Origin of the sequence: Rhodoferax sp. (assembly GCF_039922535.1) — a bacterium.
Lineage (GTDB): Bacteria > Pseudomonadota > Gammaproteobacteria > Burkholderiales > Burkholderiaceae_C > Rhodoferax_B.
Map to the genome: position 1 here is coordinate 1 of NZ_JBDTEM010000287.1, position 26185 is coordinate 26185.

The 26185-nt window shown below is 62.1% G+C and carries 20 protein-coding genes and 2 tRNA genes; 5 read left to right on the forward strand and 17 right to left on the reverse strand.

Annotated features, from left to right (window positions below; genetic code table 11):
- Together ABI213_RS13370 and ABI213_RS13375 are read right to left on the reverse strand one after the other, a co-directional pair.
- Positions 1 to 1593, reverse strand: a 1593-nt coding sequence (locus ABI213_RS13370; RefSeq protein WP_348027499.1) for a DNA translocase FtsK 4TM domain-containing protein, incomplete at its 3' end; no start/stop codon positions are given.
- Between the two features lie 54 nt (positions 1594 to 1647).
- Entirely contained in the window at positions 1648 to 2322 is a 675-nt protein-coding gene (locus ABI213_RS13375) for a Crp/Fnr family transcriptional regulator (protein WP_348005156.1), read from the reverse strand.
- Between the two features lie 232 nt (positions 2323 to 2554).
- On the opposite strand from ABI213_RS13375, the gene trxB reads away from it, so the two are divergent.
- Positions 2555 to 3511: a thioredoxin-disulfide reductase gene (gene trxB / locus ABI213_RS13380; RefSeq protein WP_348027501.1), complete on the forward strand. Its 957-nt coding sequence runs from the start codon at positions 2555 to 2557 to the stop codon at positions 3509 to 3511.
- A 79-nt stretch (positions 3512 to 3590) separates the two neighbouring features.
- Here trxB and ABI213_RS13385 read toward each other — a convergent pair whose 3' ends face one another.
- The 12 genes from ABI213_RS13385 to uvrC all read right to left on the reverse strand — a co-directional run bounded on the left by ABI213_RS13385 (position 3591) and on the right by uvrC (position 15847).
- Complete coding sequence (locus ABI213_RS13385) at positions 3591 to 4145, reverse strand: DUF1439 domain-containing protein (protein ID WP_348005632.1); 555 nt, start codon at positions 4143 to 4145, stop codon at positions 3591 to 3593.
- Positions 4145 to 5104, reverse strand: a complete 960-nt coding sequence (gene rpoS / locus ABI213_RS13390; RefSeq protein ID WP_348005633.1) for an RNA polymerase sigma factor RpoS — start codon at positions 5102 to 5104, stop codon at positions 4145 to 4147. Before rpoS ends, ABI213_RS13385 begins: the two co-directional genes overlap by 1 nt.
- 5 nt (positions 5105 to 5109) lie before the next feature.
- The gene (locus ABI213_RS13395) at positions 5110 to 5913 is read right to left on the reverse strand and encodes a peptidoglycan DD-metalloendopeptidase family protein (RefSeq protein ID WP_348005637.1); all 804 of its coding nucleotides are present in this window, start codon (positions 5911 to 5913) and stop codon (positions 5110 to 5112) included.
- A gap of 160 nt (positions 5914 to 6073) precedes the next feature.
- On the reverse strand, positions 6074 to 6880 hold the full coding sequence (locus ABI213_RS13400; protein ID WP_348005634.1) for a protein-L-isoaspartate(D-aspartate) O-methyltransferase: 807 nt from the start codon (positions 6878 to 6880) through the stop codon (positions 6074 to 6076).
- Positions 6881 to 7642 carry a 5'/3'-nucleotidase SurE gene (gene surE / locus ABI213_RS13405; protein WP_348005635.1) on the reverse strand — a complete coding sequence of 254 codons (762 nt, stop codon included), beginning with the start codon at positions 7640 to 7642 and terminating at the stop codon, positions 6881 to 6883.
- Between the two features lie 61 nt (positions 7643 to 7703).
- Positions 7704 to 10259, reverse strand: coding sequence for an EAL domain-containing protein (locus tag ABI213_RS13410; protein ID WP_348027503.1), 2556 nt, complete (start codon positions 10257 to 10259; stop codon positions 7704 to 7706).
- Positions 10260 to 10467: 208 nt separating this feature from the next.
- Positions 10468 to 10543 (reverse strand) — tRNA-His (locus tag ABI213_RS13415).
- A 41-nt stretch (positions 10544 to 10584) separates the two neighbouring features.
- On the reverse strand, positions 10585 to 12510 hold the full coding sequence (locus tag ABI213_RS13420; protein ID WP_348006370.1) for a SurA N-terminal domain-containing protein: 1926 nt from the start codon (positions 12508 to 12510) through the stop codon (positions 10585 to 10587).
- Between the two features lie 88 nt (positions 12511 to 12598).
- Positions 12599 to 12674, reverse strand: a tRNA-Val gene (locus ABI213_RS13425).
- A 17-nt stretch (positions 12675 to 12691) separates the two neighbouring features.
- Complete coding sequence (locus ABI213_RS13430; protein ID WP_295957592.1) at positions 12692 to 12964, reverse strand: HU family DNA-binding protein; 273 nt, start codon at positions 12962 to 12964, stop codon at positions 12692 to 12694.
- A 302-nt stretch (positions 12965 to 13266) separates the two neighbouring features.
- On the reverse strand, positions 13267 to 13833 hold the full coding sequence (pgsA, locus tag ABI213_RS13435; RefSeq protein ID WP_348006369.1) for a CDP-diacylglycerol--glycerol-3-phosphate 3-phosphatidyltransferase: 567 nt from the start codon (positions 13831 to 13833) through the stop codon (positions 13267 to 13269).
- Positions 13834 to 13867: 34 nt separating this feature from the next.
- Entirely contained in the window at positions 13868 to 15847 is a 1980-nt protein-coding gene (gene uvrC / locus ABI213_RS13440; RefSeq protein WP_348006368.1) for an excinuclease ABC subunit UvrC, read from the reverse strand.
- 46 nt (positions 15848 to 15893) lie between these two features.
- Between uvrC and ABI213_RS13445 the strand changes: the two genes are divergently transcribed.
- The 4 genes from ABI213_RS13445 (at position 15894) to ABI213_RS13460 (ending at position 20300) form a co-directional block, all read left to right on the forward strand.
- Entirely contained in the window at positions 15894 to 16406 is a 513-nt protein-coding gene (locus ABI213_RS13445; protein WP_348006367.1) for a YgjP-like metallopeptidase domain-containing protein, read from the forward strand.
- Positions 16394 to 17533, forward strand: a complete 1140-nt coding sequence (gene earP / locus ABI213_RS13450; RefSeq protein ID WP_348006372.1) for an elongation factor P maturation arginine rhamnosyltransferase EarP — start codon at positions 16394 to 16396, stop codon at positions 17531 to 17533. The genes ABI213_RS13445 and earP overlap by 13 nt, the downstream gene beginning before the upstream one ends.
- Before the next feature lie 109 nt (positions 17534 to 17642).
- The gene (efp, locus tag ABI213_RS13455) at positions 17643 to 18197 is read left to right on the forward strand and encodes an elongation factor P (protein WP_315243334.1); all 555 of its coding nucleotides are present in this window, start codon (positions 17643 to 17645) and stop codon (positions 18195 to 18197) included.
- Positions 18198 to 18308: 111 nt separating this feature from the next.
- Positions 18309 to 20300, forward strand: coding sequence for an ATP-dependent helicase (locus ABI213_RS13460; protein WP_348005883.1), 1992 nt, complete (start codon positions 18309 to 18311; stop codon positions 20298 to 20300).
- Here ABI213_RS13460 and ABI213_RS13465 read toward each other — a convergent pair.
- The 3 genes from ABI213_RS13465 to ABI213_RS13475 all read right to left on the reverse strand — a co-directional run.
- The gene (locus ABI213_RS13465; RefSeq protein WP_348005884.1) at positions 20260 to 21840 is read right to left on the reverse strand and encodes a glycosyltransferase family 39 protein; all 1581 of its coding nucleotides are present in this window, start codon (positions 21838 to 21840) and stop codon (positions 20260 to 20262) included. The two genes, ABI213_RS13460 and ABI213_RS13465, sit on opposite strands and share 41 nt — an antisense overlap.
- A gap of 96 nt (positions 21841 to 21936) precedes the next feature.
- Complete coding sequence (locus tag ABI213_RS13470) at positions 21937 to 24771, reverse strand: DUF349 domain-containing protein (protein ID WP_348005885.1); 2835 nt, start codon at positions 24769 to 24771, stop codon at positions 21937 to 21939.
- Between the two features lie 191 nt (positions 24772 to 24962).
- On the reverse strand, positions 24963 to 26185 hold a 1223-nt coding region (locus ABI213_RS13475), incomplete at its 5' end, for a DUF748 domain-containing protein (RefSeq protein WP_348027505.1).

Below are 26185 nucleotides of genomic sequence, written 5' to 3' on the forward strand. Positions count from 1 at the left end.
GTCGATCTTGGCGTTGTAACCGGCCAGATTGCGCACGCCCAGCTTGCTCAGCAGCTTGTAGCGGCGTTCCATCTCGGCCACACACCAGGTCAGGCCGTGTGCCGCCTGGCGCATGTCGGTGACCACCGGGGCCAGCAGGTGCGGAATACCTTCGTAGACCGACATTTCCAGCATCTTCGGGTCGATCATCAGCAGGCGCACATCGCGCGCCTCGGCCTTGTACAGCAGGCTGAGAATCATGGCGTTGATACCCACCGATTTGCCGGAACCGGTGGTACCGGCTACCAGCACGTGGGGCATCTTGGCCAGATCGACCACCACCGGGTTGCCAATGATGTCCTTGCCCAAGCCCATGGTCAGCAGCGACTTGGCCTCGTGGTAGACCTGAGACCCCAAGATTTCGGACAGCGTGATGGACTGGCGCTTGGCATTGGGCAGCTCCAGCGCCATGTAGTTTTTGCCGGGGATGGTTTCCACCACCCGGATCGACACCAGGCTCAAACTGCGCGCCAAATCCTTGGCCAGACCCACAATTTGTGAGCCTTTGACACCGGTGGCAGGCTCAATTTCATACCGCGTAATCACCGGGCCGGGCGATGCCAGCACCACCCGCACTTCGACGCCGAAGTCTTTCAGCTTCTTCTCGATCATGCGGCTGGTCATCTCCAGCGTTTCGTGTGACACGGTTTCCTGGTGCAGCTGCGGGCCATCGAGCAGATCGACCTGGGGCAGCTTGGTGTCGGGCATGTCGCTGAACAGCGGCTTTTGGCGCTCTTTGATGACGCGGGTGCTCTTGGGCGGGTCGGCCAGGGTGGGCTCGATCATCACCGGTGTGGGGTGGTGGGCGGCGATTTCCACCCGCTCCTCACGCACCACGGCCTCGCGTTTTTTGGCGGCCACCTTGCCCACGGCCAGATCTTCGGCCACGACCCGCTTTTCGCGCCGCGTCTCGACCAAGGAATACGCCCAGGCCCCGAGTCGCTCGGCCACATGGCTCCACGAGAAGCGGAACACGGCCGACACGCCGATCACACCCAGCGCGATCCAGACCAGACCGGATCCGGTAAAGCCCAGCCATTTCACGCCAAACGGCCCCATGACATAGCCCAGCACGCCGCCCACATGGCCCGGCAGCATGGGCGCCAGCCGGTACAGACGCGACCATTCCAGCGCCGTGCTGGCACACAACAGCAAGGCCAAGCCGAGCCAGAAACCCCAGGCGGTGCCCGCCAAGTGGCCGTTGGGCCGGGGTTTGTCGTCGGGGGCGTGGGCGCGCATCCAGTCGGCCAGGCCCGCCAGCCAGGCCCGGACACCAGCAGCCAGACACCACCAGACCGAGAAGCCCAGGCAGAAGTAGCTCATGTCGGCGATCCATGCGCCCAGGCGGCCACCCCAGTTGTGCACCACGGCGCTCTGGCCCGAAGTCGACCAGGCGGCATCCTGCAAAGAGAAGCCCAACAAGGCCATGCACCAGAAAACCAAGGCCAACAGCCCCAGGATCAGGCCAATTTCACGTGCAAAGCGGTTGATTCCGGTGCGCATCGGCGACACCACCGGTCCGGATGAATTCAGGGTATTGAGGGAATAAGTCATGGGCAGAAAAAGTCTGCGCCAAGCTTACCCCATGCGCGGTGTAACCGCAGGTAATCAGGTCAGCGAACCCAGCACCGAACGGATGTGGGTGGAGCCGTTGTCATGGCCCTCGATGTAGCCGCGCTCTTCCAGGTCCTTCATCACCCGGCTGACCATTTCGCGCGAGGCACCGACCATCTTGGCCACGTCCTGGCGGGAAATCTTGTCGCGGATGACCATCTGGCCATCGGCATTGGGCGTAGCGGCTTCCAGCAGCACGTGGGCGACCCGGCCGTACACGTCCATCAAGGCCAGGGACTCGATCTTCTGGTCGGCGCGGCGCAGGCGTTTGACCAGGCCCGACATCACCGCGCGGGCCATGGCGGTGTTGCCGTCCAGGCAATGTTCGAACTCGGCACGGCCCAGCACCAGGCAGTCGGTAGGGGTTTCGGTTTGCACCGTGGCCGAATGGGGTTCGTTGTCGATCAGGCTCATTTCGCCCACGTAATCGCCCACCTGAAGGGTCGCCAGGATGACCTCGCGGCCCCGGCTGTCGGTAGTCAAAACACGGGCCCGGCCACTGAGCACGATAAACAAGGTGTTCGATTTGCGGCCTTGCTCGACAATGATTTCGGCCCGCTTGAAGCGCTGCTTGGTCACGGCCTTGGCCACCACGTCGGCTTGTTCAGCGGTCATGGTGGAAAACAAGGGTACACGCAACAAAAGCTCTATGTTGGACAACATCGACATGGTCATTTCCTTTTGCGGGAGAGCCCTGCAGACCGTGGGTTCTTACAATCTGGGGCAAAATTTCAAAACATGGTTTACGCAGTCACCAGCCCCAACGGCAAAAACCGCTTGGGCCGATCGTGTGCAATCGCTAAAAAGTATCGCGGTCCAGCCTATAGCAGCCACTTGTTATTTTGTAACAGGAAGCAAACTGTACACGCCCCTTTCTCCTTTTCACTACAGGTTTTTATCCATGTCGAACAATAAACACGCCAAGGTCCTGGTTTTAGGCTCCGGCCCTGCGGGCTACACCGCCGCCATCTATGCCGCCCGCGCCAACCTGAACCCGGTGCTGATCACCGGCATCGCCCAGGGCGGCCAGCTGATGACCACCACCGAAGTGGACAACTGGCCTGCCGACGTGATGGGTGTGCAAGGCCCCGAACTGATGCAGCGCTTCCAGGAGCATGCCGAACGCTTCAAGACCGAAATCATCTTCGACCACATCCACACGGTGGATTTCAGCCAGCGCCCCTTCACCCTCACCGGCGACAGCGGCACCTACACCTGTGACGCGCTGATCCTGGCCACCGGTGCCTCGGCCCAGTACCTGGGCCTGGAGTCGGAAACCGCCTTCATGGGCCGGGGCGTGTCCGGCTGCGCCACCTGCGACGGTTTTTTCTACCGCGAACAAGACGTATGCGTGGTGGGCGGCGGCAATACCGCCGTGGAAGAGGCCCTGTATTTGTCCAACATCGCCGCCAAGGTGACCCTGGTGCACCGCCGCGATACCTTCAAGGCCGAAGCCATTCTGGTAGACAAGCTGATGGAAAAAGTGGCCGCAGGCAAGATCGAACTCAAGCTGTTCCACACCCTGCAAAGCGTGCTGGGCGATGCGTCTGGCGTGACCGGCGTGCGCCTGCAAAGCACGAAGAGCGATGCCACCACCGACGTCCCGCTCAAGGGCTGCTTCATCGCCATCGGCCACAAGCCCAACACCGATATTTTCGCGGGCCAACTGGAGATGAAAGACGGCTACATCATCACCCGCACCGGCCTGCAAGGCTTTGCCACCATGACCAGCGTGCCCGGCGTGTTTGCCGCCGGTGACGTGCAAGACCACATCTACCGCCAGGCCATCACCAGCGCCGGCACCGGCTGCATGGCCGCCTTGGATGCGCAACGCTTCCTGGAGCAAGGCGCGCACTAAATTGCCTTTTTAGGCATAAAAATAGCTACTAGCGCAGGATACACCTGCGCTAGTAGCTATTTTTTTGATAGTAAAAGTCTTACGGCGACTTTTTCGGGTTCAGGGTGATGCGCAAGCCTGCGGCCGTCACGTCGATGCTGCCGGGCTCAAAGCCCCAGCCGTTCACCACCGCCATATCTTTGGCGCTGATCTGGTGCAGCTGGATGCCGTCCAGCAGGCGCTCGGCCAGTTGCGGGGCCAGGCCCTGCACGACGGCCTGGTAGCGCTCGGGCACGCCGCTGAAGCTGAGGGTGTTGACATGCACATCCGCCATGCGCAGGGTCTGGTCGCTGGGCTCGAACTGCACTCCATAGTCCACATCCAGCACGCCGTTAAAGACCGCATGCGTCAGGCGCTCGGTGACCTGCACCTGGATGGCGGTGCCCAGCCGGTTCTGCGCGGGCAGCAAACGCAGCTGCGGGGCCTGGGCCTGCAGTTCCAACAAGGGGCCGAGCTTGCCTGTGTAGGGGAAGCGGGCCGCCAGCAGAGTTTGCAGCTTGTCCTGGCTGATGACGGTGCTGCGCGGGCCGGGGGCGGCACAGCCCGTGATGGCGACGGTAGCAGCCACCAACATCCAGCTCCAGATCTTTTTCATCAAAATAAAGCTTCCTTGTGCATTCCACTGCGTCCCAGCTGGATGCGAAGTTTGCGCAGGGCTTCGTTCTGGATTTGGCGCACGCGCTCACGGGTCAGGCCCAGGCGATCGCTAAGGGTGTCCAGGGTTTCAGGTTCGCGGTGGTGCAGGCCAAAGCGGCCGTCTAGCACTTCGCGCTCGCGCCGGTTCAGCGTGGCGATCCAGCCTTCCAGCAGGCGCTCGACTTCGTGGCTCTGGGTGGTAGCAGCGGGGTCGGGGGTGTCTTCGTCGGCCAGGGTATCGACGAGGGTCTGGCCGTCTTCGCTGCGGTCCATGGCGGCATCCAGCGAACGAGGGGATTCAGCCATTGCCAGCAGGTCGGCCACCTCGTGTACGTCACGCCCCATCAGGGCAGCAATGTCGTCTACGCCAACGCCTTCGGGACGCAGGGCGGCAAAGGCCGGGTCGTGCTCCAGCGTGCGCCGGGCGCGCAGCACCTGCTGCAGTTCCCGCACCACATGCACCGGCAGGCGGATGACGCGACCTTGCTGCATCACCGCGCGCTCCACCGCCTGGCGGATCCACCAGGTGGCGTAGGTGGAGAAGCGAAAGCCGCGCTCGGGCTCAAACTTGTCGATGGAATGCATCAGGCCCAGATTGCCCTCTTCGATCAGATCGCCCATGGGCACGCCCCGACCCAGGTAGCCCTTGGCGATGCTGACGACCAGGCGCAAGTTGTGCTCGATCATGGCCTGGCGGGCCGCAAAGTCCCCGGCGCGGGCGCGGGTGGCCATGTCGAATTCTTCGGTGGGGGTGAACAGCTCGGTACGCCGCACATCGCGCAGGTACATGCTGAGGGTGTCATGGCCTTCGACCCCGGTGGCCTGCCAGCTTGCCTGGCCGACCGATGGCGGGCCGCTCCCCTCGTCGCCCAACGCATCCTCAAGCGCAGTGTGGCCGGGCACGTTGGGGGTTTTCATGGCAGTTACCGGTTAGGCAGGTATTTGGCGGGGTCGACGGGCTTGCCTTGGCGGCGGATCTCGAAGTGGAGTTTGACACGGTCGGTGTCGCTGCTGCCCATTTCGGCGATTTTTTGGCCTTTACGCACCGATTGGTCCTCTTTGACCAGCAGGGTCTGGTTGTGGGCGTAGGCGGTCAGGTAGGTGTTGTTGTGCTTAAGGATCAGCAGGTTGCCGTAGCCGCGCAAGCCCGCGCCAGCGTACACCACCCGGCCATCGGCAGCAGCCAGCACGGCATCGCCGGTTTTACCGCCCAGGTCCAGACCCTTGTTTTTAGCTTCGTCAAACCCGGCAATCAGGCTGCCGCTGGTGGGCCAGATGAAGGCGATGTCGTCCTCGGCAGCAGCGGCTGCCGGAGCCACGGGTGTCGGCACCACCGGTTTGATGGTCGCACTGGCAGCACTTGCCGGGCTGGAGGTCGCCGAGGCCGCAGGTGCGGGCACGGCCACCGGGGTGACGGTGCTGGAGGCCACCGGTCGGGTCGTTACACCGGACTCAGAAGCCACGGCATTGGGTGAAACCACGCGCAGCACTTGGCCGACTTCGATCACATTGGGGTTGTCCAGCAAGTTCCAGCGGGCGATGTCTTTCCAGCTTTGGCCGTTGTCCAAGCCGATGCGGATCAGCGTGTCGCCCGGCTTGACGGTGTAGTAGCCTGGCTTGCCTGCATTTTCGGCACCGGGCAGGGGTTTGGCAGGCACGACCTCCGGGGTGACGGTGGTCGGCTGCGATCGGCTGGTGCCACGGTCCTCCACCGGTGCCTTGTGCATGGCAGGACCAGAGCAAGCGCCCAGCAGCACCAACGACACCAAACCAACGACCCCAACGGCCTTATTCCAACCCGGACTGCGCAACGCGTGCATGTGTGTTTTCCTGTAAACATGAAATAACTTACCCGGCAGGAGTGTCCAGCACCCCCGTGCGCGCAAGTTATGCAATCCCTGATTTTAGAGGGACAAAATGCACGGCTTCGAGTAACTGCTGTTTCAGGCCTTGGGCAGTTTTGTCCACCACCACCAGCGCCTGCTTGCCGCCGCTGGTCACCATCGGGGCCACCAGCCGCCCACCGACGGCCAACTGGTCCAGCCAGGCCTGTGGAATCGCGTCGCCTCCGGCCGCAGCGATGATGCCCGCATACGGTGCGCCTTTGGCATAGCCCAGCATGCCGTCGCCAAACAGCAGGTGCACGTTAGGCAGACGAAATGGCCTTAAATTAGCCCGCGCCTTGTCGTGCAGGCCGCGCAGGCGCTCGATGCTGTAGACCTCGCGGGCCAGCACGGCCAGCACCGCCGCCTGGTAGCCGCAGCCGGTGCCGATCTCCAGCACCCGGCCCAATGGCCCGGCCTTGCCCAGCGCCGAATCCAGCAGCAGTTCGCCCATACGGGCCACCACATTGGGTTTGGAGATAGTCTGGCCCAGACCAATGGGCAGGCTGGTGTCTTCGTAGGCCTGGTTAACCAAGGCGGTATCGACAAAGCGGTGCCGCTCCACCAGGCCCATGGCGCGCAACACCGGGGCCGACGCAATTCCCATGGCCGACAGCTTGTGCACCATGCGGGCGCGCACAGCATCCGAGTCCATGCCATGGCCTGCCGTGGGTCGCACTTCCAAGCTTTTTAGAGGTCTAGCGCTGACTGCACCTGCGCTGACAGCTACTTTTTTAGTAGCAACCGTCTTGGCCAATGGTGCACCGGCTGAAAAATCCAGCCGGGCCGGAAACGGGGGCCGCTGTGCCATTCAGACCGCCGCCAGTCGGGATGCCGTTTGCGCCCAGTAGCCCAGGTTGTCGTGGTCGGTAAGATCCACTTTCAAGGGCGTCATGGTGACATGGCCCTGCAGGCTGGCGTGGAAGTCGGTGCCCTCGGCATCGTCTTTGGCGGCTCCGGCGCTGCCGATCCAGTACATGGTATCGCCGCGCGGGCTGTCCATGGTGATGACTTTTTCCGCGGTATGGCGACGGCCCAGACGGCAGACCTTTATCGGCTTGAGCTGGTCCAGCGGCAGATTGGGAATATTCACGTTCAGCAGCCACGGCGGCGCGCCCTCTTGCTGCTGTTGGGCCAGGCGCAGCACCAGATCGCGCGCGGTCTGGGCGGCGGCATCCAGGTGGGCCCAACCGCCCTGGGTTTGCGAAAATGCAATCGCCGGAATGCCAAACAGGTAGCCCTCCATGGCCGCGCCTACGGTGCCCGAGTAAATCGTGTCGTCGCCCATGTTGGCGCCGTTGTTGATGCCCGAAATCACCAGGTCCGGCCGGTAGCCCAGCAGGCCGGTCAACGCGATGTGCACGCAGTCGGCCGGGGTGCCGTTGACGTAGCGGAAACCATTTGAGGCCTGGTGCACGTACAGCGGCGCGTACAGGGTGAGTGCGTTGGACTTGGCGCTGTTGTTGTGCTCGGGCGCAACCACCTCGACCTCGGCCACGTCTTTCAGCGCCTCATACAGCGCGTTGATCCCGGGAGCCTGGAATCCGTCGTCATTGGAAATCAAAATTTTCATAAAACATGCCAAAGTGTTACCAGATTGTAGGGGCCGGGTTACAGACACCCCAGGCGCAACACTAGGCCAATGCGGTAGGCAAACCTTGCCGCAAGGCAAACACCTCAGGCCGCAGCGGGCGGGCAAAGTGGTAGCCCTGCGCATAGGTGCACTGCAGATGGCGCAGGCGCTGGGCGATTTCCTCGGTTTCCACCCCCTCGGCCAGCACACTCAGGCCCAGGCTCAGGGCCAAAGAAATAATGCCGCGCACGATGGCGGCGTTGTCGGGGTCATCGATCAGATCACGCACAAACGACTGGTCAATCTTGATCTTGTCGAATTTGATTCGGCGCAGATAGGCAAAGCTGGAATACCCGGTGCCAAAGTCGTCAATGGACAGTTTGACCCCCAGGGCTTGTAGCCGACGCAACACGGCCGTCACAGCGTCACCGTCGTGCAGCAACACGCTCTCCGTCAGCTCGAGCTCCAACCGATCGGGAGCGATGCCGGATACCTCCAGTGCCGCCTCCACCTGTTTGAGCACCACGCCGCGCTGGAACTGGCGGGCCGACAGGTTGACCGCCATGATCAGCTCGGGCTGGCCCGCATCGTGCCAGGCACGCAATTGCAGCGCGGCAGTTTTCAGCACCCAGCCACCCAGGGCTTCAATCAGTCCGCAATCTTCGGCAATCGGTATGAACACGCCAGGGGGGATGGCCCCTCGCTCCGGGTGGTCCCAGCGGCACAGGGCTTCGGCCCCCACCACGCGCCCGCTGGGCAGATGGATCAGCGGCTGGTATTCCAGGCGCAGGGCGTTGTTCTCAATGGCCTGGCGCAATGCAGATTCCAGCCGCAGACGCTCCAGCGCAGCCTCGTTCATCGTGGCGTTGGCAAACTGGTAGGTGCCGCGCCCGCCACGCTTGGCCGCATACAAGGCCGAGTCAGCACGCCCAAACAAGGCATCAAACTGGTCACCATCGGTTGGGAACATAGCGATTCCGGCGGAGATAGACACATTTACCGGCATATCAGCCAATACCATAGGACGCCCGACTGCATCCATCAAAGCCGTCACCATATGGGAGGCATCCGCAGTACCTTGTACGTTGCGCAGCAAAATCAGGAATTCGTCGCCACTCAAACGCCCGACCACCGCACGTTCGTCGGCAAACTGGCTCAGCCGAAGGCCTACTTCGCGCAGCATCTGGTCCCCTGCCGCGTGGCCCAGTGAATCGTTCAAGGTTTTGAAGTTGTCCACGTCGATGACGATCACGGCCACCTGCTCATGCGTGGTTTTGGCGTGATTGAGTACCAAGGTGGAACGCAAAGCCACGTGGGCCCGGTTAGGCAGACCGGTGATGACATCCTGGCTGGACAAGTAGGCAATTTTTTCTTCGGCCGCCTTGCGCGAGCTCAGATCGGAAAAAGCCGCCACATAGTGCGTCACATCGCCGTGGGCGCGCTGGTGCAACGCCGACAGACTGAGCCATTGCGGATACACCTCGCCGTTTTTACGGCGGTTCCAGATTTCCCCCGTCCAGCGCCCTTCGTCGGCCAATACCCTCCACATCTGCTGGAAAAATGCCGCATCGTGCTGCCCGGATGCCAGCAACTTCGGATCACTGCCCAATACCTCGCTGGCCTGGTAGCCGGTAATTTCGGTAAATGCACCATTCACCATGATGATGCGGTTGGACTCGTCGGTGACGATGATGCCGTCGGTGCTTTGCTCCAGCACCCGACCCGCCAGCTCCAGCTTGGTGGCAGCAATGCGCTGGTCCGTGATGTCCCGGCGCACCATCAGCAAATGCATGCGTTGGCCGCGTCGCCCAAAGGTAGGCACGCGGATCACGTCCAGCCAGCGCAAATTGCCCTGGCTGTCGTCGGCCACTTCCTGCATGTGCGAGGCCCGGCCCGATTGCCAGGTAGCCTCATCGGTCAAAGCCCATTGGCGCAGGCCTTCGCCCTGGGGATGGCCGCGGTCGGCAATTTCTAGGTTGGTGTAGCCGTAAGCATCTTGCTCGGTCAAACCCAGCACGGCACGCGCGGCGGGGTTGGTCAACAACCAGCGCCCTTCACCGTCCTGGAGGTAGACCATATCCGGCAGGTGCCGAAACACCGAGCCCAGCAGCTTGTCGCGGTCGCGCAGCAAGCGGTCCGACTCGGAGCGGGCCGTGACATCCAGGCCCACACACCACACCACCTCTGGTTGGGACGCGGCATGCAAACCATCAATGCTGGACCAAGCGATGCGCCGCTTGTCACCCGCCTTGGTGGTCAAGGTCCACTCCATGTCTCTGAAACTGGCACCCAACTCCAAAAAATCAGCCAGCTTGCGCGACAAATAGGAAGGCTCCGGGTAGAGCCACTGCAGAGCTTCCGGGTGGCCCACCAGTTCCTCACTAGCGTAACCAGAAACAGATTCGCACTCGCGGTTCCAGTACGTAATGGTGCGGCGTTCACGCAAATCCATGGCACTGACCAGAGCCGGCAAACCGTCCAGCACGGCCAAAACCTGCGGCGATGCTGCGTCGCCAAGTAGTGCTACGCCACGCCCCGCCAAGAGCGCACGCAAACTCACGGGCTCATCACCCAAAGCGGTACGGTCAACGTGGGGGTTGGAGCGCTTGGTTTCCACACAGGGTTCCTAAAGGTACGGCGGGGGACAGGCAATGAGAACGTCTTCAAAACTGTATGCGATACAGCTAGCCATATTAGTACATGGCGACCCGCGTTAAAAAAAGGGCCGGAAGGTGACAACGTGAGAACGGTGCAGTCGTATTTTCCAGCACAAAAAAAGGGTGCTACCTAATAAGTAGCACCCTGCATTGAGCCTGGCATATGGATGGGGTGGCTGAAGGGGCTCGAACCCTCGACAACAGGAATCACAATCCTGGACTCTACCAACTGAGCTACAGCCACCGTAGCTTAATATTATAGCCTGAATTTCCCTATTTAAGCGCTCATCCTGCGGCAATATCGGTTTTTGCCGCTGGTTTGGGGACGTTGATTTTGACCTTGAACCGCTCTTTAAGGGTGTTGTAGTAAGCACGGCTCTCGGCTCCGGCCCAACCTTGGCTGTATTGCTCACGACCTTGTTTGAGCAGGGCTTCTGCAGGCACATCGCGCGGCACCAGCTTGTTGATCCGGGCAATGGCGTAGCCTTGCTCGCCCAAATCTGTCCCAATCCAGGTAGGCAAGCTGGTCATGTCGGCCCGCAACGCGGCATTGACCACCTGCACAGGCTGCTGTTGGGCGCTTTCACGCGAAACCACCAAAGGAGCAGACAGCACTGCGGTACCGGGACTGGCCTTCCAGGCAGCCAGTTTTTCCAGGCCTTCTTTTTTAGCCAGCTCATTTGCGCGCGCGCCCACCACACGCACGCGCACCTGGTCCTTTACCTCGGCAAAAGGCAAGGTGTGTGCGGCCGTGTACTGGGTAATGCGCCCAGATACCAACTGGTTGGGTGCGGTTTCTACCGCCTCGGTATTGCGCTTCTTCTCAATCGAATCAGAGGAAAAAATGGCATTCAGGAACTTGGCACTGGCCAAAACACCTTTGGCACCTAGGGCTGGGGTCCGTGACAGCGATGCGGTTTGGACATTTAGTTTGAGACGGTCTGCAATCGGCTTGAGACTGTCGGCTTGTTCGTAGACACCGTTGGTAAAAGCATCGGCGGCTTCCGCAAACTTGGCCGGGGCTTGTTGGGCCTTCAAATCGGCTTCAAGCTCAGGCCGCATTTCTTCAAAGCTGCGTTGCTTAGGACTACGGATATCGGTGAGTTGGATGATGTGGTAGCCAAAATCCGACTCCACGATATCGCTGATATCGCCCTTCTTCAAGGCAAAAGCGGCATCCTCAAAAGGCTTGACCATGGCACCACGGCCAAAATAATCCAGATCACCACCCTTCACGGCAGAGCCGGTATCTTGGGAGTTCTTCTTGGCGACTTCGGCAAAGCTGGCCGGATTTTTCTTGACCACGGCCAGCAACTCTTCCGCTTTCGCGCGAGCCTTCTTCCGTTCGTCGGCGGGTGCGTCTTTGGGCGCGTTGATCAGAATATGGCTGGCACGGCGCTCTTCCTTACCGGCGAGTCGGTCGGCGTTTTCTTTGAAATAGGTTTTCAGATCCTGCTCGTTGGGTTGGATGCCTTTCTTCACGGCATCCAGGTCCAGTACGGCGTACTCAATGGTGGCCTGCTCCGGTGCCTGGAACAGGGCCGGGTGGTCTTTGTACCAGGCTTCCAACTCGGCATCGGTCGGATTGACCTTGGCGGCAAAATCAGCAGTTTTGAACAGCGCCACCTGGACTTCACGTTTTTCAAACAAGGCATTCAGCGCGACATCGGCCTCGGCACCCGAACTGAACGCGGTAGCCGCCACACCCGCCACCACTTGACGTTGCGACAAGTCGGTGCGCACCCGGGCTTCAAACATGGCCGGTGTCATATTCTGCGCCGCCAGCAACTGGCTATACCGCGCCATATCGAGCGAGCCATCAGGGTTACGCAGCGACGCAATAGTCGGATCTTCTTGCAGGCTGCGGGCCAGGCGGCTGTCACTAGTGACCAAATGGAACTTATCGGCGGCGGCGGCCAGCACACGCTGCTGCACCAGGTTTTCCAATGTGGCGTAACGCGCTTCGGGCGAATCCAGCAGCTTGGGGTCGGTACCCGGCTGAGCGGCCAAGATGCGTTGCACTTCGTTGCGGTGCGCATTATCCCAATCGACCTGCTTGATCTCTTGTCCGGCCACCTTGGCAACCGTGTCACCGCCCTCGTTAAATCGCCGGAAGCTCTCCTTGCCACCCACCAAAATGAAAGCGGGGATGATCAGCAAGAACATCAAGCCCATCATGATCTTGGTGTGCTTGCGGACGAAATCAAACATGGCAGAACTCTTTTGAAAAACACGATGGGCACGGTGCCCATGCTTAAAAAAAAAGGCGAACAATTTGTTCGCCTTTGCCGGGTGGGAGTGGTGGGTGCTGACGGGCTCGAACCGCCGACCTACGCCGTGTAAGGGCGCTGCTCTACCAACTGAGCTAAGCACCCCACCTGAAACACAAACCTCAGTTCAACGCATCTTTCAATGCCTTGCCTGGACGAAATTTTGGAACCTTAGCGGCCTTGATTTTAATCGCATCGCCGGTGCGGGGATTACGCCCGGCACGTGCAGCGCGCTTACCCACCGCAAAGGTGCCGAATCCTACCAGCGATACGGTACCGCCTTTTTTCAACGTCGTTTTAACCGCGCTGATGGTGGACTCCAAAGCACGTGTAGCAGCTGCTTTAGAGATATCAGCATGCTTTGCGATGTGTTCAATCAATTCCGTTTTGTTCACAAGGAGCCCCTCGCTCAAATTTATTCAGACCACGATATTCAAAAATTTCCCCCTGTATTGCAGTCTGCAGTGCGCAAAAAACAAGCCTGGGGAAAACGTAACTTTGCAGCAACCACTGCTTAGGCAATTAAAACCATGGACTTGCATGGTGTCAATCGGACAAACTGCTTTCGAGCGGCGCGGAGGCGGATTCTAGACCGTTTTTGGCCCGGTCCTTGAACCCCTGCGACACTTTTTAATGCGACCTCGCCATGCCCCAAAAACGGCCCTTGACGCGCACCAGCTCTGTGCAACCGCTTCTTTCACTTTGTCCGCGCCCGAATTTCAGGCAACGCCTTTTGCAGATAGTAAACCATTGACCAAATGGTCAACACAGCCGATATCCAGATCAGCCATACACCCCACAGATGCGTGTCCACGGCCCCAAACAAACGTCCGTCAAACAGCAAAAAGGGAATCGCCACCATCTGTGACACCGTCTTGAGCTTACCAATCATGTGCACCGCCACGCTCTTGGACGCGCCGATCTGCGCCATCCATTCGCGCAGCGCCGAAATGGCGATTTCGCGGCCAATGATGATCAGCGCCACAAACACATCAGCGCGGCCCAAATGCACCAGCACCAGCACACAGGCGCAGACCAAAAACTTGTCCGCCACCGGATCCAAAAAGGCCCCAAACGACGAAGTCTGGTTCAGTTTACGGGCCAAAAATCCGTCCAGCCAATCGGTGGCGGCAAACACCACGAACATCACGGTGGCTACCAGGTTGCGGCTGGGCTCGCTGATCGGCAGGTAAAAAACACCAATGATTAACGGTATCGCGACGATGCGCGTCCAAGTCATGATGGTGGGAATGGTCCAAAACATGGCTTGATTGTGTCATGCCGCCAGCACGGCCAGATCAGCGCAATGCACGGTAGATTTCTTCGGCCAATTCGCGCGAAATGCCGTCAACTTTGGCGATATCGTCTACGCCTGCGGCCGCCACGCCCCGGATACCCCCAAAACGCTGCAACAGGCTGGCACGTTTTTTGGGACCGATGCCCGCAATATCCTCCAGCTTGCTCCCGCCCACACGCACCTTGGCGCGCTGCGCCCGCATGCCGGTGATGGCGAAACGGTGGGCCTCGTCACGGATTTGTGCGACCAGCATCAGCGCCGCCGAATCGCGGGCCAAGGTGGCTTTGGTTCGGCCATCGGCAAATACCAATTCCTCCAGCCCAACCTTGCGGCCCTCGCCTTTTTCGACCCCGACGATCAGCCCGAGGTCCAGCCCCAGCGACTCGAAAACCGCCTTGGCCATGGACACCTGGCCCTTGCCGCCGTCCACCAGTACCAAGTCGGGCATACGTCCCGTGGGCAAAGTCGTTGTGGGCTCGGCAGCGGCCTCGGTCTGCACGCCAAACTTGCTGTAGCGCCGCGTCAGCACCTGGCGCATCGCCGCGTAGTCGTCGCCGGGCGTGATGCCTTCGATCTTGTAGCGCCGGTACTCCGAGTTCTGCATCTTGTGCTGCTGGAACACCACGCACGAGGCCTGGGTGGCTTCCCCGGCGGTGTGTGAAATATCGAAACACTCGATACGCAAAGTATCCAAGTCGTCGGGGGCCAGGTCCAGCGCATCCACCAAAGCGCGTGTGCGTGCCTGTTGCGAACCTTCTTCGGCCAGCAAGCGCGCAAGTTGCAGGCCGGCATTTTTTTGCGCCATTTCCTGCCATACCCGGCGCTGCTCACGCGGGTTGTGCACCGCCGTGACCTTGACCCCGCTTTGCGAGGACAAGGCATCCAGCAGGGCCTTGCCCACCGGGGCGCTAGTGATCAAAGCCGGGGGAATCGGGATGTCGATGTAGTGCTGGGCGATGAAAGCCTCCAGCACCTGCACCTCCACGGCCTGGGCAGCATCTTCGCCCTCCACCTCCACGCTGCCCATGAAAAAAGCGTCTTCCACGTGGGTGGGAAAGTAGGCCCGGTCGCCCAGGTGGCGACCACCGCGCACCATCGCCAGGTTGACGCAGGCGCGACCGCCCTGCACCTTCACCGCCAGAATGTCCACGTCTTTGTCAGACACGTTGTCCACCGACTGCTGGTGCAGCACGGTAGACAGCGCCGTCATCTGGTTGCGCAGCTCGGCCGCCTGTTCAAACTCCAGCTTGTCGGCGTGGGCCATCATGCGGACCTCCAGCGCCTGCAGCACCTGCTGGGTCTCACCGTCCAGAAACTTCTCGGCGTTCAGCACGTCCTGCGCATAGTCTTGCGGCGACACAAAGTTGACGCAGGGGCCCGAGCAGCGCTTGATCTGGTACAGCAGGCAGGGCCGCGTGCGGTTGTTGAACACCGTGTCTTCGCAGGTGCGCAGGCGAAACACTTTTTGCAGCAGCTGGATCGACTCCTTCACCGCCCAGGCGCTGGGGAAGGGACCGAAGTAGCGGTGCTTCTTTTCGACCGAACCCCGGTAGTAGGCGACGCGCGGAAAGGTCACCGCACTGGGCTCTGCCGCAAAGGCTGGCAAGGCGGTAATCTTCAAATACGGGTAGCTCTTGTCATCGCGGAACAAGATGTTGTACTTGGGGTGCAGCGTCTTGATGAGGTTGTTTTCCAGCAGCAAGGCCTCGGCCTCGGAGCGCACCACCGTGGTTTGCATGCGGGCAATCTTGCTGACCATGTGCCCGATGCGGGTGCCGCCGTGGTCCCGTTGGAAGTAGGTGGTGACGCGCTTCTTGAGGTTCTTGGCCTTGCCCACGTACAGCACGGTGCCATCCGCATCGAAATAACGGTACACGCCCGGCAAAGCAGGCAGCGCGGCCACTTCACTCAGCAATTGGTCGGAATGGACGGGCGCTACGTTTGGCGCTGGGGGAGGTTCAACGGGATTAATCTCAGACATAGGGCGTATTGTGGACAATCCAGGGCTGCGCTCCCCCACACCCTGCATGAATCCCCTGAAATACCTGTCGGCCTACCCGGCCCACGTCACAGCCCAGGTGCAGCAACTGCTGGCCGACGACAAGCTGGGCGCGTTGCTGCTCAAAAAATACCCCCGCGCCCACAGCGTGCGCACCGACAAAGCCTTGTTCGAGTACGTGATGGACCTGAAAACCCAGCACCTGCGCAACGCCGCACCCCTCAACAAAGTCGGCTTTGATGCCAAGCTACACGTCTACCACCATGCGCTGGGCACCCACACCACCGTGTCGCGGGTGCAGGGTAACAAGCTCAAGGCCAAGCACGAAATCCGCATCGCCACCCTGTTCAAGGACGTACCCGACCCGTTTCTGAAAATGATCACCGTGCACGAGCTGGCGCATTTGAAGGAACGCAACCACGACAAGCCTTTCTACCAGCTGTGCACCTACATGGAGCCCGACTACCACCAGCTGGAATTCGACGTGCGCCTGTACCTGACCCACATCGATGCCTCCGGCAAGCTGGACTGGCCCACGTGACAGCGCAGCGCTGGGACATCTTCTGCGAGGTAATCGACAACTTTGGCGACATCGGCGTGTGCTGGCGACTCAGCGCCGACCTGGCGGCACGCGGCGTGCAGGTGCGGCTGTGGGTAGACGATCCTTCCGCCCTGGTGTGGATGGCCCCCCAAGGCTGCCCTGGCGTGGAGGTTCGGCATTGGACGCAGCCTTTGGACCTGGAAAATCTTCAAAGCCTGCCCCCCAGCGACGTATGGGTCGAAGCCTTCGGCTGCAGCATTGCTACCGAATTCCTAGCTGCCAGTGCAGACCACACCTGCACCAACGGCCTAAAACCCTTATGGATTAACCTGGAATACCTGTCCGCCGAACCCTACGTGGAACGCTGCCACGCCCTGCCCTCACTGGTACGTGATGGCCCGGCAGCGGGTCGGCAAAAATGGTTTTTCTACCCCGGCTTCACCGCCCACACTGGCGGCCTGCTGCGCGAGGCGGACCTGGTGCAGCGGCAGGCAGACTTTGCTGCCGAGGCCTGGCTGGACGCGTTGTGGCCCCGGCTGGAGCATGCCCACGGCGCGCCAGAGCGGCAACCGGGCGAGCAGGTCATCAGCCTGTTCTGCTACGAGCCCCCGGCCCTGCTGGCGTTACTGGAACAGCTCGCCCAGGCTGAAAATCCCACCCGCCTGCTGGTCACCGCTGGCCGGGCCACACGCGCCGTGCGAGCCTTGTTTATAGAGAAAAAAAGGCTCCAGCGCATATTCCACCTGCGCGGGCAGCTATCAATTTCATACCTCCCTACCTTAGACCAGCGCGACTTCGACCACCTGCTGTGGGCCAGCGATTGCAACCTGGTGCGCGGCGAAGACTCGTTGGTGCGGGCCATCTGGGCGGGCAAGCCTTTCGTGTGGCAGATCTACCCCCAAGACGATGCCGCCCACCATGCCAAGCTTGAGGCCTTTCTGGACATGGCCCAGGCCCCGGCCACCTTGCGGCAATTCCACCGGGTGTGGAACGGGCTGGAAGCCAGCGCCCTGTCCGCCCTGGCGCTGTCGGAGTGGGGCCGCAACGCCCAAACTTTACGCACCCGGCTGGTGCAGCAGACTGACCTGGTGACCCAGCTGCTCGATTTCCGCCCCGAAACCCGCTAAAATCCAGGGCTTTGCCCAAACGGGCAGCTATCGGCAAACGCGAATATTTGCCCTACCCGCCGCAAACATCTTCTTCGGAAATGGAGCGGCCCCCACTCCAGAGAATGCTATGAAAATCGCCCAAGATATCCGTGCCGGCAACGTCATCATGCACGGCAAAGACCCCATGGTCGTCCTGAAAACCGAATACAGCCGTGGTGGCCGCAACTCCGCCACCGTGCGCATGAAGCTCAAAAGCCTGATCGCCAACTTCAACACCGAACAGGTGTTCAAGGCCGACGACAAGCTCGACCAGGTCATTCTGGACAAGAAGGATTGCACCTACTCCTACTTCGCCGAACCCATGTACATCTGCATGGACACCGAATACAACCAGTACGAAGTCGAAGCCGAAAACATGGGCGACGCGCTGAACTACCTGGAAGACGGCATGGAACTGGAAGTCGTGTTCTACGACGGCAAGGCCATTTCGGTCGAACTGCCCACCAGCGTGCAGCGCGAAATCACCTGGACCGAGCCCGCCGTCAAGGGCGACACGTCCGGCAAGGTGCTGAAGCCTGCCAAGATCGCCACCGGCTTTGAGTTCGGCGTGCCGATCTTCGTGGCTCAGGGCGATAAAGTGGAAATCGACACCCGTACGGGTGAATACCGTAAACGAGTGTAATAACTACGTTTTAGGCCGCCAGCGCTTATTCCACTTGCGCAGGCAGCTATTAAAACTGCAGCAAAAGGCTCCTTCGGGAGCCTTTTTTATTGCGGCCAGAATATCCCCACCATGACCACCGCCAAAACCGTCGCGCATTTCATCCCCAAAGCCATTACGCCTACGGCAGAGCAACTGGCGATACAGATCAGTCCGGCGCGGGTGGCTATCGTGGAAGCCAATGCAGGGGCCGCCAAAACCACGGTGCTGGCCTTGCGCATGGCCGAAGCCTGGACGCGGGGGACGCGGGCCGAGCAGATTTTGGCGCTCACCTACACCGACGCGGCCTGTGTGGCCTTGCGCGGCGCTTTGAAGAAAATGGGCGTGCCTGCTACGGTAGCCCAGCAGATGCACATCCAGACCTTTGAAGCCTTCAGCACCCAGGTGCTGGCCGCGATCGAAGGTGGCAAGGTGGCGGTCTACACCGAGGCCGAACAGTTCAGCCCGGTGATTTGGGAAGCCGTGCAGCAGGTGGCGGACCACCCGGACGCCCGCTGGCGCTCGGAGCTGCTGATGCCCACGCTGGGCGACCACGGCATGACGGACGCGTTTTTGCAGCAGGGCGAAATCCTCAAAGGCACGCTGCGTGACGTGCTGGAACGCGACGACCAGGCCGTGTCGCCCGACTACGCCGACAGCATTGGCACCGAATACACCCAACTCAAAATCTACCTGGCGTTTGAACGCATCCGCTGCGCCAACCCCGAGAAACCCGCCTTCCGCGGCCCGCAGGATGCCACCTACGACCTGGCCTGCCTGCTGCACAGCGGGGAATCGGTACGGCACACGTCCACCTGGCCGCAGGCGGTCAAAGTGCTGGTGGTCGATGAAATGCACGACATGAACCAGGCCATGTTCACCCTGCTGCAGGCGCTGCTGGCCAGCAACCGCTGCTTCTTCTGCGGCGTGGGCGACATCGACCAGGTGATCCACAAAGCCACCGGTGCCGACGCGCAATTCATGCGCTCCGCCCTGGAAGCGCACAGCAGCCACGCCGTGCAGCGCTACCCACTGACCCACAGCTTTCGGTTCAGCCCGGCCGTGGCCAAGCTGGCAGGGGTTGTGGCCCGCAACAAGCCCTACGCCTCACTAGCCCCCCACGGCACCAGCGTCGCGGTGCATCGCTATTCCGACAACGCCGACTGCGCCCGCCAGGTGGTGGAAGCCGCCGCGCAGTGGAAGGCCCAGCCCAAAGCCAAGATGGACGGGTTTGCCGTACTGCTGCGCCACCCGCACCAATCGGTACAGATTGAAAACGCCTTGATCGCCGCAGGCATGGCCTACACCACCCAGGGCTTCGACAGCTATGTGCAGCGCCCCGAGGTGCTGCTGTTGCGCGGCCTGCTGGCGGTGGCCACCGACGACCTGGCCAGCATCAGCGCCGAGCAGACGCGGAAAAACATCCTGCGCGCCCTGGTGTTCTTTGCCGAATCGCGCATCCAGGTGGAGGGCCGCGAGCACGAATCGCAACAGGATCTGCTGGACGACGCGGTACGTGCCGTGGCCGTGGCCCCGACGTTTTTGAAATCCTTTTTCGACAACCAAGTGCTGCGCAATGCCCCTGCCAGCACCCGCCAGCGGCTGCAGGCGGCGGTAGACACCATCCGCCGCCACACCGGGCCGGGCCTGCTGCATGCGGTGCTGGTGGCCCTGCACGTCCCTTCCCTGGTGCGCAACGTGCTCACCTCGACCCGCCGCCGCCAGGAAGCCGAGTCGAATCTGGCTTGGCTGGCCCAGGCGGCCGAGGGCTTTGCCAGCCCGGCCCAGTTCTTCCAGCACCTGAACGCCATCGAACAAAAGCAGCAGACCAGCCCCAAAGAAAAAGCCGCCAACCTGCTGATCGCCAGCATCACCAGCGTCAAGGGTTTGGAATTTGATGCCGTGCTGCTGCCCTACCTGGCGCAGGGCGAGTTCCCCGACCCGCACGGCGATGCGGACGAAGAGCGGAACACGCTGTACGTGGGCATTACCCGCGCACGGCGTGCACTCACCGTGTACACCCACGTGGAGCGCCCCGGCGGGTTTAGCGGATTTTGCAAGCCCCCGGCGCGGCCGGTTCAATAATGCCCCAGCGGACCACGCCGGTGGCGCTGCTTATTGCCTCTTGCTGAGACTCAGCCCAAGGCAGGTTCCACACCCCGGTATCGCTGGCCTCATCCATCAGGGCGTTCAGGGCCGGGCTGTTGTCCGATGCGCCCGTGGCACCCGTCGTCTGGTTGTCCAGCACCAGCGCTCCGCAATCGCGCACGGCATCGGCATCCACCCAGGGCGACCTGAGCTGGTAGCCGTCGATCAACACGGCCACGCGCTGCGGGCTATTGGCGACGATATTGCCGCCCAGCCAGATGTCGGACACCACCAGACGCAACGGCGCGTCGGTATGCTCTTTCCAGACCTGCATCGCGTTGTGGGCCAGCACGGCGCCAGGGAAGTTTGCCCGCGTCTTGCGGTGCAAGTGGTCGGCCAGCGCGGTTTTGCTGACCGTCATGCCCACGCTCAGCACCACATGCGTGGCCACCACAAACACCAGCACCCGGCGCAACATCTGCGGCGTATCGACACGGCGCACCAGCGCCATCACCAGCAAGCCGCTGCACAAAAACGCATTGGTGCCCCAGCGCGACTGCAGCTCGGTACGGCTGGCGATACCGTACAAGGTGGTCAACACCAGGGGTGACAGTGCGACCACCCACAGAAACAAGCGCTCTTGGGCGGGTAGCACCGGCAGCAGGCTGGCGCTGGCGGCAGGGTCTGGAACTTTGCGCGGCCAAAAAACGTAAGCCAAGCAGGCCAGCAAAGGCAGCGTGCGGAAGAACTGCATCAAGCCAAACTCAAACAGGTTGCGCAGGCCCTCCAAGCAACCGGACATGGGCTGGGCCACCGAATGGGCGTACTGGAAGGGTAAAAAGTTGGTCCGCTCCAGCCAGATCGCGTGCGGGGTCAGCACCAGCACAAACACCACAGTCGCCAGGGCCAGCCCTTGCCAGGTGCGGCGGTGGTGCAGGCGGCGGTCCAGCAGCAGGTACAACACCAGGCCGGCAATCGGCAGCAGCGCCACGTACTTGACCAGCATGCCCAGCCCGGCGAACAGCCCGGTCAGCGCCCAGAGCCGCAGATGGCCGCGCCGGGTGGCCCAGTAGAAAAACAGCACCGTCGCCGCCTGGAACGGCAGTTCCACCAGACTGTGGTTGAAGTTGTCGCCGCCCAGGTTGTGGTAAGTCACCAGCGAGGTCATGGCCATGGCGATCAGGGAACGCTGCGGCGACATAAATTCGCAGCCCAATCGCCAAGTCAGCGCCAGTGCCACCACGACGCACACCTGGGTTGCCACAAAAGGCAGCGCGATCGACGGGCCAAACACCTGCAGCAACCAGTGCATGATCCACGACGGCATGGGCGGGTGCTTCCAGTAGCCGCTCTCCATTGAAAACGACCAGATGAACTGCTCGGCCGAATCGATTTCGGGCGCTTTGTAGGTCAGCCCGAAAGCGAAGCCCCACAGCAGCACCTGGCCCACGCACAAGGCCAGCACCCCGTGCCAGGCCGGGCGTACCGCCGACGCTGCAGAACCCGATAGCGGAGCGGGCATGGTGGTGTAGGACATAGGCGGGCAAGAGTTACGGTGAAGACGGCATTCGGGGCGCACAAAGCGCCCCGAACAGGCCCTGGCGCATCCCAGGGTGGATTGCTTAACGCGAGGTCAGCGCTTGCTCAACAGCACCTTCAACACGGTTTGCACGCGGCGTGCATTGCCGGCATCGAAGCTGCTGGCCAGCAGCTTGGCGGTGTCCTGCGCCCAGGTTTGGGCGGGCGCGGGGTCGTTGCGCTTGGTCAGCAATTGCAATTGCAGCATGCGGCGGGCGCTGATGTGCTCGGCGGGCGTGGGCGCATCAGCGGCCATTTCCAGGCGCAGCAGGGCTTCAGCGGCCGCTTTTGCATCGGTCTTGGGCGCGGCGGTGATGCTTTGCGACCAGGCGGTGCGGGTGGCGGCGTTCACACCGCTGCCCAAGGCCTGGGCGGTGGGCAACTGCTCGACATCGCGCTTTTCCCAAGCCGTCAGCAGGTCGGTGAGCACCTCGCCGTGGGCCTGGGCGGCCAGCTTCTTCAAGGCATGCTGGGCGTTTTCCAGGGCATCGCGCTGGGCGCGGAAGGCTGCATCGCCCAGGCGCGGGCCGCGGTCTTCGAACGCGGGGCGGTCACCAAAGCGGCCACCATCGCGTCCATCGCGGGAGGGGCGTTCGCTGCGGATCGGTTCAAACTTGTTGTCGCCAGGGCGCGCCGCGCCGCGCGGGCCGTCTTTGCGGTCACCAAACTTGCCACCACGGCCAGCGGCGGCGGGCTCGGACTTCTTCATGCCAGGGCGGTCATCGCCGCGCATGGCCACCACCGGCTTGCGCACAGGCTTGGGCGGCTCGACCGGAGCGGCTTCGGCTACTGGCTCGGCAGCAGATTCCGCATCTGCTACGGTTTCAGTAGCTGCTTCCGCAGATTCAGCCTGCGCTGGACCTTGATTTTCCTCAGGAACTTCAGCGGCTTCCGCTACCGGCGCAGCGGCCTGCGCTTCGGCTTGCACGGCAGATTCGGCGACGGCTTCGGCCTTTTCGGCTTGCACCGCCGCCTGGGCCAGGGCCTGGCCACGCAACGCGGCTTCCAGGCCGGTCATGGCGGCGCGGATCTTTTGGGCATCACCCGTCGCATTGGCGGCATCCAGGGCCTTGGCAGCGTCCAGCACCATGCGGTCGCGGTCGCTCAGGGCCGAGGCGGATTTTTCACGCTCTTCGGTCTTGCGGTTGAAGGCATCGTCCAGCGGCTTGCGGAACGCGTCCCACAGCTTTTGCTCAAATTTGCGGTCCATGGGCACGCCCTGGGCCTCGGCCTGCCAGCGTTGCTGCAGGGCCTTGACGGCATCGATGCGCAGCACCGGGGCAGCACCCAGAACCTTGGCTTCTTCGATCATGGCGTGGCGGCGGTCGACGCTGGCCTTTTGCAGGTTTTCCAGCGGCGCGGCGGCCAGGCCAATGGCTTCTTTCCACAGCGGCTGCATTTCGGCAAAGGCTTTTTCGCCCAGGTGGCCGGCATCGCGCCAGCGGTCGCCAAACTGGTGCAGGATGCGGGAGAAGCCCTTCCAGTCATTGTCTTTGGCCGTCACGTTCTCGGCGGCCCAGGCTTTGACTTCTTCGATCAGGGCGACGCGCTGGGCCTTGTGGGCCACGGCGTCGGTCTTGACCTTGTCCAGCCAGGCTTCCACGACCTTGTAGGCTTCGTTGCAGGCTTCGTCAAAGCGCTTCCACAGCGCGTGGTTGGGCACACCGCCTTGGTCGGTTTGTTTCCATTGCTCGCGCATTTGGCGCAGTGTGTCTTGCATCTTGCGGCCGCCCAGGGCGTGGCCGTCAGGGCGCTTGAGCAGGCCTTCGGCCTTGATCAACAGTTCTTCGCGCAGTTGGTCGGCGCGCCAGCGCTGCCAGCCTTCTAACTCACCGGCGGCAGCCAAAGCCGCTTGGGCGGCATTGCCCAGCTTGTCATCGACCAGGCGGTTGTGTTCTTTCAGGGCGTTGCGCAGGGCGGCGGCGGCGCCGGCACTGGCTTTGCCATGGCCTTCGGCGACTTCTTGCTCGACCTTGGTCAGGGCATCTTGCACGGCCTTGTTGGCGGCTTCGCGCAGGGCGGGGTCCACCGGGGCCTTGGGTGCCCGGCCTGCGTTGGCCGGCTTGGCGGATTCCAGCGGCACGCCACGGGCGACGCGCAATTCGTCGGCCCAGACGTTGACGGGTGGCAAAGGTGCAGCCGCGTCGGCATCGGCAGCCACCGTGGTGGCCAATGCGCCTTGGAAAGCCTCCCACACCACCAGCAACTGGCCGCGCGAGGCATCCAGCATGGTGGGGTATTTGCCGTCTACGCTGCTCCAGTTGGCATCGGCGGCCAGCGCGGTGGCCTGGTCTTGCCAGTGTTGTACGTCGGTGCGCAGCACTTCCAGGGCCGTCTGGGCATCGCGCCAGGGCTTGGTGGACAGCACTTCGATGCGCTGGGCCAGCAGCACGGCGGCTTCGCGCTGGACCTGCACGCGGTGCTGCAGGTCTTCAATGCCTTTGACGCGGTCGGCCAGCTGCACGCGCAGGGCGGCCAGCGGCTCTTTGCTCAGCGGCGCACCGGCTTTGGCGGCATCGCGCTGCCAGGCCATGGCATCGGCCATGTTCAGGCGTGGCAGTTCCAGCAGCGCGGTGGCTTTGCGGGCCCATTCGGCGGCGATGAGTTCGGCACCCTTGGTGCGCTTGAGTTCGTCGAGCTTTTCTTTCAACGGCTTGGCGGCACCCCGGTCGCGCCCGTTCAGCTCTTGGAACACCTCGTGCATTTGCTCGTAGCTGGGGTTGGTGACCAGCCAGTCGCGGATGCGCTGGGCGCGCTCGCCCGCTGTGTGGGCCGAGAAAGCGCCGCCGGTCAGGGCGTCGAGCGGATGCGGTTCGTTGGATTTGGTGGTCACGGCAGGCTTTTCAGATACGGGTGCGGGCGCGGTTTTGGGGCTGGAGAAACCAAACATGGATGAACTTATTCTTGGGGTAGGCCAGCGAACATCTGCCGGGTGGTAGCCCGATGGCAGAAGCCCGCTAAGGGTAAATAAACAAGTGGCCATTACGGCCACAAGCGCCCTACGGCCAGAGTGGCCACATCAGGGCAAGACCGCTATTTTCGCCGCTTTTCAGGTGAAGTTGTAAATAGCGCCGATTGGCTTCATGGCATGGCCAGTTGCAGGTCGGCTTGGGGCTTCCAACCGGTGCCTCCATCGACGGTTTTGGAAGCGCCCAAAAACAGCCTATCCAGCGGCAATTGCTTCCCGGCCAGGTAGTCGCGCACCGCCACGCCGCGTTGGACGGCGAGCTGGCGGATGGCATCGTCGTCGGCGGGCATGTTGGCCAGCAGCAATTGCTCCATCTCGGGCACGGGCAGGTCTTTGGTCAGGCCCAGGGCGTTGCGGGGCTTGGGGAAGTTGGCGCGCTTGTAGATGGCTTTGAGCAGGGTCGCGTATTCGGCATCGGAAACTGCGGGGTCTGCGGGCGCTGCCACCTCACTGGTGTCGCCCTCCTCCTTCGGGGCCGCCAGGGGCGTGCCTTGCAGTGTCGTATTGCGGCGCTTTTCGGCCGCCACACGCGCGCGCAGCTTTTCGCGCTGTAGCGCGTCGCGCTCGGCATTCAGGCTGGCGCTGCCGACCACGGTGAGCTTCAGGGTGGGCCGGTCGGTCAAGGCCTTGGCGACCTTGTCCAGGCCCGCGCGGGCCTCGGGGTCCAGCGCTGCGCTGCCCAGCGGGAAATTGACCGTGCCCAGCGCGTCCGCCCCGCCGCCAAAGGCGTGGGCCAGCAGACTGAACGGGGCGGTAATGGCCTTGGTGATGAGATTGCCCAGGATTTTGAAGATCACCGGGCCGATGCGGAACTGCGGGTCGTTCAGCGACCCCGACAGCGGCAGGTCGAGGTTGATCACGCCGTTGCTGTCGGCCAGCAGGGCCACCGCCAGCTTGACCGGTAGGCTGCTGGGTGCCCCCGGCACCTGCTCGCCAAAGGTGAGCTGGTTGAGGATGATGCTGTTGGTGGCGGTGAGCTGGCCGTTGGGCAGCACGACGTAGTGCACGTCGATGCTGAGCTTGCCGCGCTCAATACCGTGGCCCACGTAGAACACGCTGTAGGGCGACAGCGCGGGCAGCTCCATGTCGGTGACCTTGCTTTTGATGTCCAGCGCCAGCGGCTTGGCCAGTGGGTTGAGCTTGCCCACAATCTCCAGCACGGCGGAATCGGCCACCCGGCCGCGCAGCTCCAGGTCGGCCATCTGCACCGCCCCCGCCACCGGCACCGATGCAAATGCGCCGAGCCGCCCGGTCAAGGCACTGAGGTTGGCGCTGTAGTTGGGCTTGATGAAGTGGTCGGTAAACAGCACCCGGCCGTTCACCAGGCTGATGCCGC

What these genes read in the sequence shown, in the direction of transcription:
- efp (WP_315243334.1), top strand. Translation starts at nt 17,643, where the DNA reads ATGAAAATCGCCCAAGATATCCGTGCCGGCAACGTCATCATGCACGGC.
- trxB (WP_348027501.1), top strand. Translation starts at nt 2,555, where the DNA reads ATGTCGAACAATAAACACGCCAAGGTCCTGGTTTTAGGCTCCGGCCCT.
- ABI213_RS13445 (WP_348006367.1), top strand. Translation starts at nt 15,894, where the DNA reads ATGAATCCCCTGAAATACCTGTCGGCCTACCCGGCCCACGTCACAGCC.
- pgsA (WP_348006369.1), bottom strand. Translation starts at nt 13,833, where the DNA reads ATGTTTTGGACCATTCCCACCATCATGACTTGGACGCGCATCGTCGCG.
- ABI213_RS13420 (WP_348006370.1), bottom strand. Translation starts at nt 12,510, where the DNA reads ATGTTTGATTTCGTCCGCAAGCACACCAAGATCATGATGGGCTTGATG.
- ABI213_RS13395 (WP_348005637.1), bottom strand. Translation starts at nt 5,913, where the DNA reads ATGCACAAGGCACCGGTGGAGGACCGTGGCACCAGCCGATCGCAGCCG.
- ABI213_RS13400 (WP_348005634.1), bottom strand. Translation starts at nt 6,880, where the DNA reads ATGGCACAGCGGCCCCCGTTTCCGGCCCGGCTGGATTTTTCAGCCGGT.
- ABI213_RS13465 (WP_348005884.1), bottom strand. Translation starts at nt 21,840, where the DNA reads ATGTCCTACACCACCATGCCCGCTCCGCTATCGGGTTCTGCAGCGTCG.
- uvrC (WP_348006368.1), bottom strand. Translation starts at nt 15,847, where the DNA reads ATGTCTGAGATTAATCCCGTTGAACCTCCCCCAGCGCCAAACGTAGCG.
- surE (WP_348005635.1), bottom strand. Translation starts at nt 7,642, where the DNA reads ATGAAAATTTTGATTTCCAATGACGACGGATTCCAGGCTCCCGGGATC.
- rpoS (WP_348005633.1), bottom strand. Translation starts at nt 5,104, where the DNA reads ATGAAAACCCCCAACGTGCCCGGCCACACTGCGCTTGAGGATGCGTTG.
- ABI213_RS13385 (WP_348005632.1), bottom strand. Translation starts at nt 4,145, where the DNA reads ATGAAAAAGATCTGGAGCTGGATGTTGGTGGCTGCTACCGTCGCCATC.
- ABI213_RS13375 (WP_348005156.1), bottom strand. Translation starts at nt 2,322, where the DNA reads ATGTCGATGTTGTCCAACATAGAGCTTTTGTTGCGTGTACCCTTGTTT.
- ABI213_RS13460 (WP_348005883.1), top strand. Translation starts at nt 18,309, where the DNA reads ATGACCACCGCCAAAACCGTCGCGCATTTCATCCCCAAAGCCATTACG.
- ABI213_RS13470 (WP_348005885.1), bottom strand. Translation starts at nt 24,771, where the DNA reads ATGTTTGGTTTCTCCAGCCCCAAAACCGCGCCCGCACCCGTATCTGAA.